12 protein-coding genes and 3 tRNA genes are annotated in these 15,882 nt (G+C 72.1%); 9 read left to right on the top strand and 6 right to left on the bottom strand.

Going from position 1 to position 15,882, the window contains the following annotated elements; genetic code table 11:
• Position 1: 1 nt before the first annotated feature.
• Positions 2 to 667 carry a TetR/AcrR family transcriptional regulator gene (locus tag IEY95_RS12030; RefSeq protein WP_189185932.1) on the bottom strand — a complete coding sequence of 222 codons (666 nt, stop codon included), beginning with the start codon at positions 665 to 667 and terminating at the stop codon, positions 2 to 4.
• 103 nt (positions 668 to 770) lie between these two features.
• Here IEY95_RS12030 and IEY95_RS12025 point away from each other — a divergent pair, with 103 nt between their 5' ends.
• Positions 771 to 1,610, top strand: a complete 840-nt coding sequence (locus IEY95_RS12025; RefSeq protein WP_189185931.1) for a patatin-like phospholipase family protein — start codon at positions 771 to 773, stop codon at positions 1,608 to 1,610.
• 369 nt (positions 1,611 to 1,979) lie between these two features.
• On the opposite strand, the gene IEY95_RS12020 is transcribed toward IEY95_RS12025, so the two are convergent.
• Positions 1,980 to 2,765, bottom strand: coding sequence for a VOC family protein (locus IEY95_RS12020; RefSeq protein ID WP_189186025.1), 786 nt, complete (start codon positions 2,763 to 2,765; stop codon positions 1,980 to 1,982).
• A 270-nt stretch (positions 2,766 to 3,035) separates the two neighbouring features.
• On the opposite strand from IEY95_RS12020, the gene IEY95_RS12015 reads away from it, so the two are divergent.
• The 6 genes from IEY95_RS12015 (at position 3,036) to IEY95_RS11990 (ending at position 6,826) form a co-directional block, all read left to right on the top strand.
• The gene (locus tag IEY95_RS12015) at positions 3,036 to 3,284 is read left to right on the top strand and encodes a WhiB family transcriptional regulator (protein ID WP_189185930.1); all 249 of its coding nucleotides are present in this window, start codon (positions 3,036 to 3,038) and stop codon (positions 3,282 to 3,284) included.
• A gap of 113 nt (positions 3,285 to 3,397) precedes the next feature.
• A complete protein-coding gene (locus tag IEY95_RS12010) occupies positions 3,398 to 3,928 on the top strand; it encodes a hypothetical protein (RefSeq protein ID WP_189185929.1) in 531 nt (176 codons plus the stop codon).
• A gap of 80 nt (positions 3,929 to 4,008) precedes the next feature.
• Positions 4,009 to 4,080: transfer RNA gene (locus tag IEY95_RS12005), tRNA-Ala, on the top strand.
• 10 nt (positions 4,081 to 4,090) lie between these two features.
• Positions 4,091 to 4,162: transfer RNA gene (locus tag IEY95_RS12000), tRNA-Gly, on the top strand.
• Positions 4,163 to 4,190: 28 nt separating this feature from the next.
• Positions 4,191 to 5,534, top strand: coding sequence for an SDR family NAD(P)-dependent oxidoreductase (locus IEY95_RS11995; RefSeq protein WP_189185928.1), 1,344 nt, complete (start codon positions 4,191 to 4,193; stop codon positions 5,532 to 5,534).
• A gap of 128 nt (positions 5,535 to 5,662) precedes the next feature.
• A complete protein-coding gene (locus IEY95_RS11990) occupies positions 5,663 to 6,826 on the top strand; it encodes a leucine-rich repeat domain-containing protein (RefSeq protein ID WP_229702822.1) in 1,164 nt (387 codons plus the stop codon).
• Here IEY95_RS11990 and IEY95_RS11985 read toward each other — a convergent pair whose 3' ends face one another.
• Positions 6,827 to 8,641: a MoxR family ATPase gene (locus IEY95_RS11985; RefSeq protein WP_189185926.1), complete on the bottom strand. Its 1,815-nt coding sequence runs from the start codon at positions 8,639 to 8,641 to the stop codon at positions 6,827 to 6,829.
• A gap of 192 nt (positions 8,642 to 8,833) precedes the next feature.
• Entirely contained in the window at positions 8,834 to 10,270 is a 1,437-nt protein-coding gene (locus tag IEY95_RS11980; protein ID WP_189185925.1) for a DUF2201 family putative metallopeptidase, read from the bottom strand.
• An 88-nt stretch (positions 10,271 to 10,358) separates the two neighbouring features.
• On the opposite strand from IEY95_RS11980, the gene IEY95_RS11975 reads away from it, so the two are divergent.
• Positions 10,359 to 10,434: transfer RNA gene (locus tag IEY95_RS11975), tRNA-Trp, on the top strand.
• Between the two features lie 47 nt (positions 10,435 to 10,481).
• Here the strand turns inward: IEY95_RS11975 and IEY95_RS11970 are convergent.
• Positions 10,482 to 11,327 carry a hypothetical protein gene (locus tag IEY95_RS11970; RefSeq protein ID WP_189185924.1) on the bottom strand — a complete coding sequence of 282 codons (846 nt, stop codon included), beginning with the start codon at positions 11,325 to 11,327 and terminating at the stop codon, positions 10,482 to 10,484.
• A gap of 82 nt (positions 11,328 to 11,409) precedes the next feature.
• Between IEY95_RS11970 and IEY95_RS11965 the strand changes: the two genes are divergently transcribed.
• Positions 11,410 to 14,778, top strand: a complete 3,369-nt coding sequence (locus IEY95_RS11965) for an amino acid adenylation domain-containing protein (RefSeq protein WP_189185923.1) — start codon at positions 11,410 to 11,412, stop codon at positions 14,776 to 14,778.
• Positions 14,779 to 14,877: 99 nt separating this feature from the next.
• Here IEY95_RS11965 and IEY95_RS11960 read toward each other — a convergent pair whose 3' ends face one another.
• Entirely contained in the window at positions 14,878 to 15,855 is a 978-nt protein-coding gene (locus tag IEY95_RS11960) for an acyl-ACP desaturase (protein WP_189185922.1), read from the bottom strand.
• Positions 15,856 to 15,882: the final 27 nt, after the last annotated feature.

The raw sequence follows: 15,882 nt of genomic DNA, 5'->3' as shown, positions 1-15,882 counted from the left end.
CTCAGCGGTGTGGGCCCAAGTGTCCCAGGGCATCGCCGAGTTGAGCCGGGGTGAGCGAGGGCTCGGGCAGAGGCGCGGTGGTCGGGGAGGCGCGCAGGCCGTCGAGGAGGAGTGCGAGGGCGCGGCGCCAGGCGTCCGGGGCCGCGATCGTCAGTGCCGGGACGGCGCGCGAGAGCGCGGCGAGGGCGAAGAGGAGGTCCTCGGTGGTGAGATCACCGCGCACTGTGCCCTGTTCTCGGCCGCGGCGCAGGAGTACATCCACCGTCTCCCGGTTGTGGGCGTGCACGGCCTCCAGCGTGGCGACGTTCTCCAGGCGTGTGGTCATCAGGTCGATCGCGCCGCGGTCGGCGGCCAGCCCCGTGAAGATTGCGTCCAGGTAGTCCAGTAGGCCCGTCCAGGCGTCCTTCGTGGTCCGGGCCCGCTCCCCGGCAGCCATCGTCTCCGTCAGGGTGTCCCGGAAGACCTCGTCGACGAGTGCGGCCCGGCTCGGGAAGTGTCGGTACAACGTCGCGTTTCCCACCCCGGCCCGGCGGGCGATCATGTCGAGGGGCGCGTCGAGCCCCTGTTCGGCGAACGCCTCGCGTGCCGCCTCGACCAGAAGCTCGCGGTTGCGCCGGGCGTCGCGCCGTCGGCGTACCGCATCGGGCCCGTTCGCGCCGACCGTCATGCACTCACCCTTCAGCAGTACCGGGGACCACTCCCCGGTACTGATGTTATCGTCGGATCGGGAACCGGGGAGTACTCCCCATTTGGGTGGGAGGGGTGGACCGATGGCGGACACGGCGCTGGTGCTGGGCGGCGGCGGGGCGGTCGGCGGGGCGTGGATGGCCGGGGTGCTCGCGGGACTCGCCGAGGCCGGAGTCGAGCTGTCCGGGGCCGATGTCGTCATCGGCACCTCCGCGGGCGCCGTCTTCGGCTCCCGGCTCGCCTCCGGTGTCAGCTCCGCCGAGTTGTACCAGGGCCAGCTCGCCGGAGCGGACCCCGTCGACGTGACCGTCACCCTGGGGCAGACGGCGCGCTTCCTGTGGGCGGCGCTCGGCTCCCGGAACCCGAGACGTTCCGTCGAACGACTCGGCCGAGCCGCACTCGCCGCCCGTACCGGCCCTCAGTCGGAGGTCCTCGATACGGTCGGCACCCTGTTGGGCGGCGTACGGCACTGGCCCGAGCGGGAGTTGCGGATCACCGCGGTCGACGCGCGGACCGGGACCCTCGAAGCGTTCGACCGGACATCCGGTGTCACCCTCCTCGAAGCGGTGGCGGCGAGCTGCGCGGTGCCCCTGATCTGGCCTCCCGTCACCGCCGGGGGCCGCCGCTGGATGGACGGCGGCAGCCGTTCGACCAGCAACATTCAACTCGCCCGCGGCCACCGCCGCGTCGTCGCGATCTCACCCATTCCCCGAGCGGTCGGCCCGCACCCGAGTGCCCCGCGGCAGGCCGCCGAACTGGCGGCGGAAGGGGCCCGCATCAGCCTGCTGACCCCGGATCGCACAGCCCGCCGCGCGATGGGCCGCAACATGATCGACAACTCCCGCCGCCCGGCCGCCGCCCGGGCGGGCCATGCCCAGGCCATTGCTCTCGCGGAGTCCGTGGCGGAGGTGTGGTACGGCTGATGCCCGCATGAGCCGGCGGGGAATGGGTCGGCGCACCCGTAGACCGCCTCGGCGTAGGGCAGCGGGCGCGAAGGCGTATACGCGAGCGGTGAGTTGGCGCACACGACGCGTCCTTGGGGGGCGAAGGCGGACGCGAGCCTCGTGACCTGGGCGTACGCGCGGCCCGTCACGGCAGTGTGCAGACGGCCGATGGCGGGGGCGGACGCGGCCCGTGGCACGACGTACGCGCGGCCTTGTGGCGGGGTGAAGGCTTGGCCTCCGTGACGGGTGACCCTCGGAGGCGTCGGCCCACGTCGACGTGCGCGTGCACGGGAGTTGACGACGCATCGGTGGGGTCCCGGTGCGTGCGGGACCCCACCGATGCGGGCCTCAGCTCTGCTGCGGAGCGCTCTTGATCACCGCGAAGCGTGCCCCGTACGGGTCGGCGAGCTTCGCCATGCGGCCCACGCCCTCCATGTCCGTCGCGGGCACGCGGACCGTGCCGCCCAACTCCTGGGCCTTGCTGACCACCGCGTCCGCGTCGGTGACCTCGAAGTACGGCAGCCAGTACGCGTCGGCCTCGGTCGGGTCGTCGGCCAGCGGGACGACGCCGCCGAACATGGCTTCCTCATCGGCCCCCGCGGGGTTGATGCAGGTGTAGACGCCGCCCGGGAAGGGCATGGCCGAGGTCTCCCAGCCGAACACGGAGTTGTAGAACGCGGCGGCCGCGGCGATGTCCTGGGTGTACAGCTCCACCCAGCACAGCGAGCCCGGGTCACCGGCCACGTCCAGGCCCTTGGTGCGGCCCGGCTGCCAGATGCCGAAGGGCACGCTCGCCTCGTCGGCGAGGATCGCCATGTGGCCCTCGCCCATCACGTCCATGGGCTGCATGAGCACTGCGCCCTTGGCCTGCTCGGCCGCCTTGGCGGTGGCCTGGGCGTCAGGGGTCTGGAAGTACACGGTCCAGGAGGGCGGACCCTGCTCCGGGGTGGTCTGCATACCGCCGGCCACGGTCTTTCCGTCGAGTTGGAAGAAGCCGTAGCCGCCGGCGTCGGGCCCCGCGGACTGGAACTGCCAGCCGAAGAGGCCTCCGTAGAAGGAGATGGCGCCGTCGATGTCGGATGTGCCGACATCCAGCCAGTTCGGGGCGCCGGTGACAAAACGGGTGGTGAGCATCATTGCCCTCCTTTGAGGGGTCCCGTGCCTGCACTGCCGAGTCTTGCACCGCCCACTGACAATCGCTGCCGGAGCGCGCGGGCGGGACGGGGTGATGGCGGCGTTCACCCTGGGTCACCGGCTGAGTTTTCCTTGTTGCCGCGCTCCCCGCGCGCCGCCGTGAGTTTCCCCGTCCGGCAGGGCCATCATCAGACGCTGCCAGAGGCCTCGGAGCGCGCCGTTGATCGCGCGTTGATCGAACGTTTTTCGCCGCGAGGCACGATCATGCCCATGCACTTGGACACGATCACTGCGGCCGACATCGCCTGGCAGCAGCAGGCGCTGTGCGCGCAGACGGGGGCCGACTTCTTCTTTCCCGAGCCGGGCAGTTCTGTGCGGGAGGCGAAGCGCATCTGCGGTATGTGCGAGATGCGCTCCGCGTGCCTGGAGTACGCGCTGAACAACGACGAACGCTTCGGGGTCTGGGGCGGCCTCTCCGAGAAGGAGCGCCTCGGCCTCCGGCGCACGGAACAGAACTGACCGAAACGGGCCGACCCCCGGCGCGGATCGCAGGTGGACAGATCCGCTCCGTGGCCCCTACATTGCACCTCCTCGAGCCGACCGGATTCGGCCATGGCGATGGAGGAGTACTGGTGGGCAGGGGTTCAGGCGGTGTCGTGTGCGCCGCGCTCGGAGCGAACGTCGCCCTCGCCGTGGCACATCTGGTGGCCCAATGGCGCTTGTACGAAGTGCTGGGGCGCATGCGGTACGGAGAGCCCGTCCTGCGTGCCGAGATGTGGGTGGGCAACCTCTCGGGCATTCAGATGGCCGCCTGTACGGGGGCGGGGGTGCTCCTCGTGGGGTGGTTCGTCGAAACGCGGCATCACATCGCTCTCGACCTGCGCGGGTCGGACCGGCCCCAGGTCCGCGCTCGACGCCGCACCCGGTTCTGGGCCGTTGCGTGGTCGGTCGGCTTCGTGTCATGGACCGTCGCCGGCCGCTGGACCCAGAACCTCTACCGGCGGGCCGAGCAGGCGGAGGCCGCGATGCACGCCGTGCGCGCAGGCATGCTCACGGACCTTCTTGGTGTTCTCGCCGGGCTCGCCGCCATCGCCTTCGTATGGCGGCTGAGCCGGTCGCGGTTCGCGCCGGGGCGTACGGCCTCTCCCGCCGTTCCCGCTTGACAGCCGGACACCGCCGGTCGGGGCCGCCGTAAACCCACGCGAAGGCCGGGTGGGCGTGCGGTTAGGATCCTGTGGCGCACCCGGGCGTAGCGCAGAGGCAGGCGCACCTGCATGGCATGCAGGAGACGCCGGTTCGAATCCGGCCGCCCGGACCGGCGCATCGGTCCTGTAGAGCAGAGGCAGACTCGCCGCCTTCCCAAGGCGGATACGCCGGTTCGAATCCGGCCGGGACCACGGCAGCGCATACGTGGGGCGGGGATACATGGGTGAGGGTGGGGGGATCACGGAGGACGAGCTGGCGGCTTTCCACCGTACGGTCGGCAGGCTGCGGGCTCTGCCCGTCGATGACCCGGTGCGGCTGCGTGCCGAGCAGGTCGCCGCTTCCTTCGCACGTGACGGGCGGTTGCGCAGGCGGAAGGCGCGCGGCGCCGAACTGTCCGCCGCCGACGCCGCCGCGATGGCGGCGACCGCGACCGGGGCGCTCGACCGGCGGGAGGACGCGCCGCTGGCCCAGCCCGGTGCGGCCGGTGCGGGGGGTGTCTTCGGCAAGCCGCGCAGCTGTTATGTCTGCAAGACGTCCTATCGCCAGGTCGACTCCTTCTATCACCGGCTGTGCCCGGACTGCGCCGCCGACAACACCGCACGGCGCGCCCTCAGCACCGACTTGAGCGGTCGTCGCGCGCTGCTCACCGGCGGCAGGGTCAAGATCGGCTTCCAGCTGGCCCTGATGATGCTCCGCGACGGCGCCGAACTCCTGGTCACCAGCCGTTTTCCGCACGACACCGTGCGCCGCTTCCGCGCCGAACCGGGGAGCGAGAAGTGGCTGGACCGGCTGACGGTGCTGGCCGTCGACCTGCGCGATCCACGGCAGGTCCTCGGGCTGTGCGAGCAGTTGCGACAGGAGGGCGAGCCCCTCGACATCCTGGTGAACAATGCCGCGCAGACGGTGCGGCGCCCCCTGGAGTCGTACGCGTTGCTCGCGGCGGGGGAGTACGCCCAACTGCCCGAGGGTGCCCGGCAGGCGCCGGGATTCACACCGATGCGGGCACTGGAGGGAGGCCCCTCGGCGCTGCCGGTGGTGCTGCGTGAGGCCGACGAGGCCGGACTGCTGCCCGACCCCTCCCCGGACAACTCCTGGTCGGCACGGCTCGGCGAGCTCGACCCGGCCGAGGTGCTGGAGACACAGCTGGTCAACGCGCTCGCCCCGGCGCTGCTCTGCGACCGGCTGCTGCCGCTGCTGCTCGCCTCACCGCACCCGCGCCGCTATGTCGTCAACGTGACTGCCGTCGAGGGCCGCTTCGCGGTCCGCAACAAGATGGCCGGCCATCCGCACACCAACATGGCCAAGGCCGCCCTCAACATGCTCACACGCACCAGCGCCGCCGAACTGGCAGAGCGGGGCGTGCACATGTGCGCCGTCGACACCGGGTGGATCACCGACGAGAACCCGGCTCCGAAGAAGGAGCGGATGGCGGGCGCCGGCTTCCGCACGCCGCTCGACATCGTGGACGGGGCGGCCCGGGTGTACGACCCGATCGTGCGCGGTGAGGCGGGCGAGCCCCTGTCCGGGGTGTTCCTCAAGGACTACCGGGAGGCGGAGTGGTGAGCGAGTCCGAGACGGAGTCCGAGTCCGAGTCCGAGTCCGGTTCCGAGTCCGGTTCTGGTTCTGGTTCTGGTTCTGGTTCTGGTTCTGGTTCTGGTTCCGGGCACGAGTCCCCGGTGGAGTTTGCGGGCGTGCCACCCGTCGTGCCGCGTCCGGTGGCGGAACTGGCACCGCTGCTCGACTGGTTGCGCGGCGGCCGTCCGGCAGGGGAACGGCTGGACTTCACGGCGGGTACAGCGCTGCCCGACGGCCGGCTCGACCTGTGCAAGCAGGGGATCGGGGCGGAGGGCGCAGCGCTCGTCGCCGAGGCGCTGTCCGAAAGGGCCGAAGGTCCGTCTTCCGTACGCCACTTGCTGTTGGGCACCGACGGACTCGGCGACGAGGGCGCGGCCGTCGTCGCCGCGGGCGCGGACGTCGAGACGCTCTACCTCGGCTGCAACGGCATCACCGCGGGTGGCGCCTGCCGTATCGCCGACAATCTGCGCGCCTCGCCGCGCGTCGTCACCGGCGTATGGCTCAAGCGCAATCCGCTCGGCAGCGGGGGAGGGCAGGCCGCCGCGGAGCTCATCGAGGCGGCGCGGTCGCTGCGCACCCTCGACCTCGTGCAGACCGGGCTCGACGCGGCGGGCACGGTCGTCCTGGCCGACGCCCTCCTCGCCGCGGCGGACAGCGGTCGCCGCATCGAGCGGCTGTTCATCGGCGGAAACCCCCTGGGCGCGCACGGCGCGGTGCCCCTGGCCGCCCTGATCGTCGCGGGCGCGGTCGACGAACTCTATGTGTCTGCCGCGCAGTTGGGCGACGAAGGCGCGCTCCGTCTCGCCGACGCCCTGGAACAGGCGCCGTACGGGCGGCTCGCCCGGCTCTCCGTCGCCAGCAACGGCATCGGGCCGACAGCCGCGGCCCGACTGGTGACGGCCGCGACCTCGGCCGGAGTCACCCTCCTCGACCTGGGGAGGGTGCGCGCGGCGGCCGTCCTCGGCGCGGCCGACAACCGGGTCGACCTCACCGCCGCTCAGGCCATCGCGGACACCCTGGCCGGAGCTGAGCACCGCCTCACCCATCTCGTCCTCAGCCACACCGGCATGCGCAGCCGGGAGGCCCACCGTCTCCTCGACACCGCGCCGCGCGCCGTCACGGCCACCCGCTTCGTCCTCGGCCAGGGCATCGCGTCCAGCGTCAAGCGCCGCCTGGAAGCGCTGAGCGCGCACGTCGCGATGCCATCGGTCCCGGCCGACGTCGCCGCCGTGCGCAGCGTGCACCGCACGGCGCCGCCGGACGGCGACGCCGACCGGTGATCAGCGTCGCATGCCCATGAATATCTCCGTCCAGAACCGCTGCTGCTCCTGCGTGGCGCCCACCAGATACGTCGCCCGCAGCTTCGGCGGAAGCAGGGGCACCAGCCGGGCCACCACCTTTTGATGCTTCTTCAGCTGGGACAGCTCGGCGTTGGCGAGGATCTGGTGCACCACATCGCTGTCATCGGCGCCCTCGTCGGAGTGCTCTGCCGCGCGCCGAAGCCGGGCCTCCCAGACGTCCGCCTCCCGCGCGAGCTCACGCAGACCGGTCACCGGCCGCCCGCGCAGCCGGTCGACGAGCGCGGTCAGCGGCACCGGGGCGTACTCACCGTCGCCGAGGTAGACGGTCGCCATTTCCAGCGGCAGCCCACGCCGGTGCAGCTTGATGAGCCGCTCCAGGGTGCGCTTGGTGATCCAGGCCCGTCCGTCGTCGTCGATATCGTGCTTCCACCACTCCAGGACCGTCTCGGCGTCCGAGCCGTAGCGCGCGAGCAGCCACTCATTGGCCGGTATGTCCTCGGGCTCGACCGTCAGCGAGGCCGTGAAGCGCGTCGCCTGCGCGATGTTGTTCCGCGAGACCAGGAGCTTGCGGCCCAGGTGGTACGGCGGATTCTGCACGGCTATCTGCGCGCGCAGATGCTCGATCCGGCGCCCCGCGAGCGACCACTCCTGGGTGATCTCCATCAGCTTGGCGAACGCGGCCTTGTCCTTGGGACGGTTGTACTCGTCCCAGACGATCGCCTTCGGCTCGGGGCCGGTGAAGTTCACCGCGAGCAGGTTGTCCAGCGTGCCGTCCGCCGACGGGATCGGCGCGCACAGGTCCTCGACATTGGTCACCGGCAGCGAGAAGTACAGCGGCTCGCGGCCCAGCCCCTCGCGCACCGTCTCCCGTACGAGCTCCGTCTTGCCGCAGCCCGGTGGGCCCTGCAGCAGCACCGTCCAGCGATTGCGCAGCGCGGCCCGGACGACCTGACGTACGGGATCGGGAAGCGTCGACGGATTGGACACGCCCACGTACTCGGCGATCCGGTTCAGGATCTCGGCCGTGCGGTTCTGTCCGGGCCCGCCGTCCCGGCGGGGCTCGGCGAGGCGCAGTCGCTCGCCGTCCACCAGCGGCAGACCCCAGCGCAGCGGGAAACCCTCCCGGGCGTTGGCCAGGACGTGGTCCAGCGTCCGCGGCGACAGCAGTTCGCGCAGCGCGGGGGGCAGGGACGCCCACAGGGAAAAGACCGGGCTCAGGTCCCATGCCCGGTACTTGGCCGCGAGGTGGCGTCGCCACGCGGTGTCGTTCGCGGTGATCCGCATCGTGACCATGCGGTCCAGCAGCGCCAGGTCGCTGCGTCGTGCCGAGGTCTCGGCCAGCGACTCGTTGTCCGTGAGGAAGACGCCGATGCAGCCCAGGGCCCGTAGATCGTGCTCGCCCAGCGTCCAGTTGCAGGCGATCTGCATCAGCTGCGACTGGATCGTCTGGCCGGCCTGCAGTGAGTCGTCGATGAGCAGCACGAAGGGCGTGCCGGGCTTGAGCTGGCTCATCACGAGCTGACGCAGCACGAGTTCACCGGTGCGCGGGTCCCGTACCGGCGCGTTGACAAGCAGGTCGTCCGGAGTGAGGTTCGCCGCGGGCACATAGACCAGCGTGGCGTCGGGGTGGGCGCGCGCCACATGCGAGAAGAACGTCGCCGTCTTGCCGATGCCGTGCTCGCCGAAGATCTGGCCCGTCTGCCCCATGTCGATCATCGCGTCGATGAACGACTCGAGGCGGGAGGGCACGGGGGCGGTGCGGTCGGTGGGGCTGGGGTGGGTAACGCTGGTCATCCGTCCTGGTCCTGTACTGGTGGAAGTTCCCGCGATCCGGTGGTGGTCGGGCGATGGCGGGCGTTGGCCGACGGCGCGATCCTGTGATCGGGCGTTGGCCGGCGGCGCGATCTCGTGGTCGTGCGACGGCAGTCGGCGCCGTCCCCTGTGGTCGGGCGCAGCCGACGCCATCCGGTGGTCACGCGATGGCCGTCAGCGCGACCCGGTGGTCACGCGATGGCAGTCCATCGCCGGTATGTGGCTGTCGGGCCACTCGCTGCCGCCCTCGGTGATCAGCCAGATCCATTTGTCGGGCTCGGCCGGGGCGATCGGTGGGGCGTATCCGTCGGTGAGCATCACCACGGCGTCCGGACTCACCTCGCAGCGGCGTCCGTTCACCTCCGTGCGCCCCTCCACGTAGTCCGCGACGGCCTGGAAGCACGTGCCGCCTCCGCCATATACCCTCCCCCAGACTCCGTCCGGGGGGACCCCCATCTCGCTTCGCTCGCCCGGTTCGAACGGCATCACCACCGCGTCGAAGGACAGCCAGTGCGCCTCGACCCCGTCGATCCGTCCGACGAGCTCGGTGAGCCAGTCGACCACCCGGTCCGGCATGGAGCCCGAGGTGTCGTACGCGATGACGAGCACCTTGTCGCGCACCGGGCCGCGCCGCGAGAGCATCGGGTCCTGGCCCAGCGCCGCGAGCAGCGCACCCCGCTTCTTCGGGTACACCAGCCGCTCACCGTCGCGGAGTTTCGAACCGAGCACGTCCACCAGCCAGCGCTGCCACCAGTCGACCGTGCGGGTCCGCGCGGTCTGGCCGCGCAGCACACCGGCGCCCAGCTGTCCCCAGATCTTCGCGGCCCGCGCCGAGGCGTCCTCGGTGCGGCCCATCAGGTCCAGCAGCTCCTGCTCGGCGCCCGCGTGTCCGCGACGGGCCGCGAGCAGCGCGTTGAGCAGCGCGGAGGAGGAGACCTCGTCGACGGTCTCCTGGTCGGCGGGTACGGCGGACACGAGGTGGACGCACAGTCGCGCGGCGGGGACCGGTGGCTGCTTCATCCTCTTCAGCTCGCCGTACACCGTCATGTCGGTCCGGGTGAATTCGTCGTAGACGACCGGCTCCAGCCCCTGCGCGAGCAGGTCATCCCGGTACATCTCGTGGACCCTGCGCGGATCGATTCCGGTCGGACTGCCGTCCAGCAGGGGTAGGCCGTCCCTGCCGAGCCGCACCAGTGCCACATGGTTGATGGACACCTCGGTGGCCACCTCGAAGACCGGGTCCGCGCGCAGCTCGGGGTCGGCGAACAGATGCCGCTGCACCAGATGCCGGGCCTCGTGGAACAGCACGAACTTCACGCCGTCCAGGCCGAGCCGTACGAAGAAGTCCGGGTTGTAGAGCAGCAGGCAGGAGCCGTCACCCGAGGCCACCACGGCCGCCGTGTCCACCGCCGTCGTCGCCAGCTGGTGGTGGCACTTCGCGTACAACCAGGAGCCCACCGCCGACTCGGTCAGCCCGAAGTCCAGCAGTGCGGCCTCCTTCAATCGTCGCGCCTGCTCGACGACCTCCGGGTCGGCCGGCCTGAACCGCTCCAACGCCCGGCGGTCCGCCAGGTCGACGACAGGTCGCCGTCCCTGCTCTCCGTACGCCATGCCCGCCCCCGTGTCCGATCTCCCCCATTGCCTCTTTGGTACCAGGCCGCACTGACATCGGGCCAAGGCATTACGCTCGGCGCCAAGGGCGGGGCCGTAGCGCAGAGGCAGGCGCACCGGTCTCCAAAACCAGAACACGCTGGTTCGAATCCAGCCGCCCCGCCCCCTCCAGCCGCCCCGCCCCTCCGCCGCCGCGCCTTCCTCCCGGGGTTCAGGCGACGGCACCGGCCGTCGTCACCAGCTCCGGAATCGTCCCGTGGTAGCTCCGGACCAACTGGGCGAGCACGGCCCAGGCGTCCTCACGGCCGCCCAACTGACTCCGTACGAGGGGCCGCAGCGCGTCCTCGGCCTCCCGGACACGCGTCGGGAACATGGTCGTGCCCATGGCCAGCACCATGAGTACCTGGGTCGCGGGACTCCACGTCGTCGCGTACTGCCCGGGACCGTCGATGACGCCCGCCTGCCGCACACGATGGGTGAACTTCGCGTGCGAGCCGAACTGGGCGCGCAGCGCCGGCGGACAGTCGGGGCGCACGGCGAGTGCCCAGCGCGCGTAACCCGGCAGCGGACGCTCCCGGTCCGCCTCGGCGACCGCCTGCCAGCCTGGGTGACCGAGGACCATGGTCGCGGCCGCCCTGGCCGGCCCCATGGACGTGGATGCCCGCAGTGAGCCGATGAGCCCGTACATGCTGAAGTGCTCCGGCACGGGCGGCTCCTGCTCGCGGCGCAGCTCGTTCTCGACCCGAACGGCACGGGTGCGGCCGGGGCCGTGGGGTATCCCGCGCACCACGGCCCTGCGCATGGCGTCGTCCGCCGACACATGCCCCCACACGACGGCGTTCCGCTCGGGGTCGTCCTCCTCCAGCGCCCACAGCAGGACGGAGGACGGCACGGGCATGCGCTTCCAAGAGGCGTACAGCGCGGAGCGGGTGGCCTTCCCTTCGGCCGCGTCGGGTCGATGCAGCCCGAGCCGCCGCCGCACCCGCTCGGCGTCGGCGGACTCGATCAGGCCGAGCAGGAAGTCGACCACCCGTCCTGACGTGCTGTTGTCATGCATGCGTGCATGATGCCTCGGCGGCTCCGCGGTACGCACCGAGAAATCGGTACGCCGCCCGCCTTCCAACCGGCACAATCCCCGCATGACCCGCACCCCGCAGCAGGACGCCGACAGTCTGCTGAACGCCCTCGATCCGCTTCCGTACGCACACCGCATGCGCGAACTCGCCATGCGGGTACCGGAGATGGTCCCGTTGCGCCCGGTGCTGGAGGAGCTCGAAGCCCGCGGACCCTACGAGGGCGGAATCGCCGTCGTCGCGGCGTCCGTCGGCCGGGACGCCGAGTGGATCGGGGACCGCATCGCCGACCCCGACGCCTTCGTGCGCGGACACGCCCTGCGGGTGGCCGGAAGCCTTGAAGTCCCCGACTCCGCCTACGCGTCGGCGCTCGCCGATGCCCCGGAGGCGATCCGCAGAGAGCTGCTGCGCGCGATCGTCGCAGGACGACGCACCGCGCTCGCCGACCGGCTGGTGGACGGACTGCGACGGGACTGGGGCGACGCGGAGGCGGCGCGGCTGCTGCCCGGGTGCACGGCAGAGACGGTCGACAGACTGCTGCCCGAACTCTTCCACGCGGTCACCGGCTGGAAGGCCCTCGCCAAGCGGCACCCCGGCCCCCTTCTCGACGTCGCCGAACGGGAGTTGGCGGCGCTGCCCGAGGTGCTGCGCGCCACCTGGTGGGCCCGGTACACGCAAGGCGTGGCCGCCACCGCCGGGGCGGAGCCCCTGCGCGTGCTCGACCTGCTCGAACGCTTCGGGCCCGCCACACTTCCGTACCAACTGCACCAGCGCCTCGGAGAGTTCGCGGCGGCCGACGCGGGCCGGCTGCTGAGGCTGCTGCACACGCCCACCGGAATCCCCACGCACCGTAATCGGGCCCTGGGGCCCGCCGTGTTGCGCAGACTGGCCCGCTCCGGAGCGCCCGAACTCAGGCAGTACGGCAGGCTCTTGGCCAAGTGGGGCGATCTCGCGCCGCTCGTGAAGGCCATGCCGCCCGCGCGACGCCACGCCTTCTACCGGGCCACACAGGAAGGCCGCGGAGCCGGGCACGTCACCGTCGACGCGGTCATCCTCGAAGTGCTGCCCCGCAGCTGCGTCGCCGAGGAGGCCCGGCGGATGGCCGCCGTCGCGCGCGAACACGGCGCCCTGCCCAGCACCCTGCTGCTCACCGACTCCTTCCTGCCCGTCGCCGAAGTGCGTGAACGGCTCATCGAGGCCACCCGCCGGCCGGCCGCCGAAGACCGTGCGGAGGCTTGGCCGTTGCTCATCCGCAACGCCGCCCGCTCCGGCGACCGCGCGGCCGTCATCTCCGTACTGGAGGAGATGGCACGGCTGCGCAACGAACAGGATCCGGTGCGCTCGGCCGCGCTGTACGCCCTGTCGGTGCTCCGGCCCGCGCTGTTCGCCGAGGACGCCGAGCCGCACCTCGACCGCATCGCCGTGGACGCCGTCGAGGCCCGCGACTCCTCGCCCGCAACCCGGCAGCACCTCAGCCGGCTTGCCGTCTCCGTGCTGCGCGAGCACGCGGCAGGCGGAGGGCGGGAGTTGGTGAACTGGGCGCTGCGCACCCTGGTCCGGATCTCCGGCAACACCGGCGGCGCGGACCTCGGCCGGCTCGACGCAAGGCTGCGCCGCGGCCAGGAGCACCAGGTGTACGAGGCCCTGCGCCCCTGGATCGAGGCGGGCGCCGAGAAGGCCGACTACAGCCTCGCCTTCGCGCTCGCCCGCGCGGTGGGGCGCCGCGCGGCGGGTATGCCCGAGCTGCAGGAGCTGCTGTGGCAGGCCATCCGCTACGGCAATGACGTGACCGTGCGCTCCGCCGTCGAGCTCTGGCTGCAGCCGCCCGCGACACGGGACGAGCGGGTGGCGCGCATCCTCGCGCTGGAACCGTCGGCGGGTGCGCTGTGGCCCGTCCACCAGGTCGTCACCCGACGCCGCACCGATCTGCTCGACCTGCTGCTCGCCGAGGCCCCTCCCTACGGGCGTTTTCTGACCAAGGGCACCCCTTGGACCGTACCGGTGGACCGCGACGTACGGCGCTGGGCGCCACGCCAACAGCTCGCGGCGGCAAGGCAGTTGGCGACCGAAGCCGAGGACGCGGGGCTCCCGCTGTACCAGCGGGCCGCCGCCGTCGCACAGAGTGCGCGAGTCCCGGGCAGGGGCGCCGACCTCGTACGTCGCTGGACGGATTCCCCGGACGTGGTGCTCGCCGAGGCGGCCCTCGCCGCGCTCGCCCGCACCGACCGGCCCGCCGACACGCTGCCCGAGCTGCTCGCGCACGCGGGCGGTGAGCGCGCGCGGGTCGCGGTGTACGCGGCCACGCAGGCGTCCCGGTACGCGGCGCCGTCACATCTCGCCGAGCAGCTGCGTGAGGTGCTGTTCGCGCCGAGGGCCAAGGTGACCAGCCGCAAGGAGGCCGCCCGGCTCGCCGCCGTGCGGCTCCCGATGCCACGGGCGGCCGCGCTGCTGACCGAGGCGTACGAGGCGCCGGGCACCCACCTCGACGTCCGCGCCGCCTGTGTGGCCTTCGCGGGCCGCCTGCTCGCCCAGGAACCGGTCTGGGGCCTGCTGCGCGACGCGGCCGGCGGCGAGCCGGTGCTGCGCACGGCGGTCCTCAGGGTGTCCCCGCTGGACCTGCCCGAGCCCCACCGCGAGCGGTACGCCCAGCTGGTACGCGACGTGACCGGAACCGACGACCCGGAGACCGCCACGCTCGCCTTCGATGCCCTGGCCCGCTGGGCGCCCTGGTCACCGCAGGCCCCCACGGTCCTCGCCGATGCCGCCACCGATCTGACGGCACGCACGAGTTGGCGCGCCGCGGCCAACGGCCTGGTGACCGCGGCGGTCGGCTCGCCACGGGGTGGCAGGGGCCTGGAGCAGGCCCTGAGGACGCTGGCCGAGGCGGAGACCGCCGCCGGGGCGGAAGACGGCGGCCATGCCGATGCCGACGAGCGGCGCGACCGGCCCGCCCGGCAGCGCGTCGCCTACCTCGTCGTGCGTCTTGCCCAGCAGGCCAGGACGGCCCCGGCACCCATCCGTCCCGCGGCCCTCGCCGCGGGCGAACTGCTCGCCGGGTACGACGCCTTCGTGCCGCAGGCGGCCGCCATCATGGCGTTCCACCTGGATCTGGACGAGGAGCCGGTGCGGCTTGAGCGGTTGGCCGCCCTCACCGACGGCCGCCCGGCGCTCGCCGCCCGGACGGCGGGGGAACTCGGCGAGCGGCTGCGGCGACAGGCGCACGAGGGGAATTCCGAGGCGCTGCTCGACGCGGTACGGCGCCTCACCGCGCACGGCGGGCACGGCGAGGGGCTGCTCGCGGCGGCGGTCACCGGGGCGATCGGTGGCCGTACGGGCTGGTCCGCGCCCTGGCGGGAGCGGCTGAGAGCACTGCGCCGCCACCCGGTGGCCGACGTGCGGGACGCGGCGCTGAACCAGGTGACGGCGTACGAGTAGCGGGTCCCTTGCGAGGGCCCGGGTGGCGGCGTGCGGGCAGGGCTCCGTGAGGGGCCCCGGTCAGCGGCGCGGCGGCGCCGTGACCTCGACCGGAGGTCGTCAGCGGGCGGCGCGTGCCGCCATGCGGGCCTTGCGGGCCGCGAGCTTCTCGTCGAACTTCGAGGCCTCCGCGTCCAGGCCGCGCATGAAGAGGCCGAGCTCCTCCTGCGCCTGCAGGCCCTCAGGACCGAGGCCGTCGATCTCCAGGACCCTGAGGTGGCGCAGCACCGGCTGGAGCACGTCGTCGTGGTGGATGCGCATGTTGTAGACCTCGCCGATGGCCATCTGCGCGGCGGCGCGCTCGAAGCCGGGCATGCCGTGACCGGGCATCCGGAAGTTGACGACGACGTCGCGCACGGCCTGCATGGTCAGGTCCGGGGCCAGCTCGAACGCGGCCTTCAGGAGGTTGCGGTAGAAGACCATGTGCAGGTTCTCGTCGGTCGCGATGCGCGCCAGCATGCGGTCGCAGACCGGGTCGCCCGACTGGTGGCCGGTGTTGCGGTGCGAGATGCGGGTCGCGAGCTCCTGGAAGGCGACGTAGGCGACCGAGTGCAGCATCGAGTGGCGGTTGTCCGACTCGAAGCCCTCGCTCATGTGCGCCATGCGGAACGCCTCGAGCTTGTCGGGGTCCACGGCGCGCGAGGCGAGCAGGTAGTCGCGCATCACGATGCCGTGCCGGCCCTCTTCCGCGGTCCAGCGGTGCACCCAGGTGCCCCAGGCGCCGTTACGGCCGAAGAGCGAGGCGATCTCGTGGTGGTAGCTGGGCAGGTTGTCCTCGGTCAGGAGGTTGACGACCAGCGCGATCCGGCCGATCTCGGTGACCTTGGACTGCTCTTTGTCCCAGGCCTCGCCGTCCTCGAAGATGCCGGGGAAGTTCCGGGCGTCGCTGAACGGCACGTACTCGTGCGGCATCCAGTCCTTGGCCACCTTCAGGTGGCGGTTGAGCTCCGTCTCGACGACTTCTTCCAGCGCGTACAGCAGTCGAGCGTCGGTCCAGGCGGCGGACGGGCTGCCGAGGTGGGGAGAAGTGATCGTCACGGGTGCTCCAGAGCGGGACGGGGACGT

The organism is Streptomyces albiflavescens (assembly GCF_014645835.1).
In the GTDB taxonomy this organism is placed as follows: domain Bacteria; phylum Actinomycetota; class Actinomycetes; order Streptomycetales; family Streptomycetaceae; genus Streptomyces; species Streptomyces albiflavescens.
The sequence above is the reverse complement of the archived record's forward strand: the minus strand, read 5'-3'. Positions and strand labels throughout refer to the sequence as shown.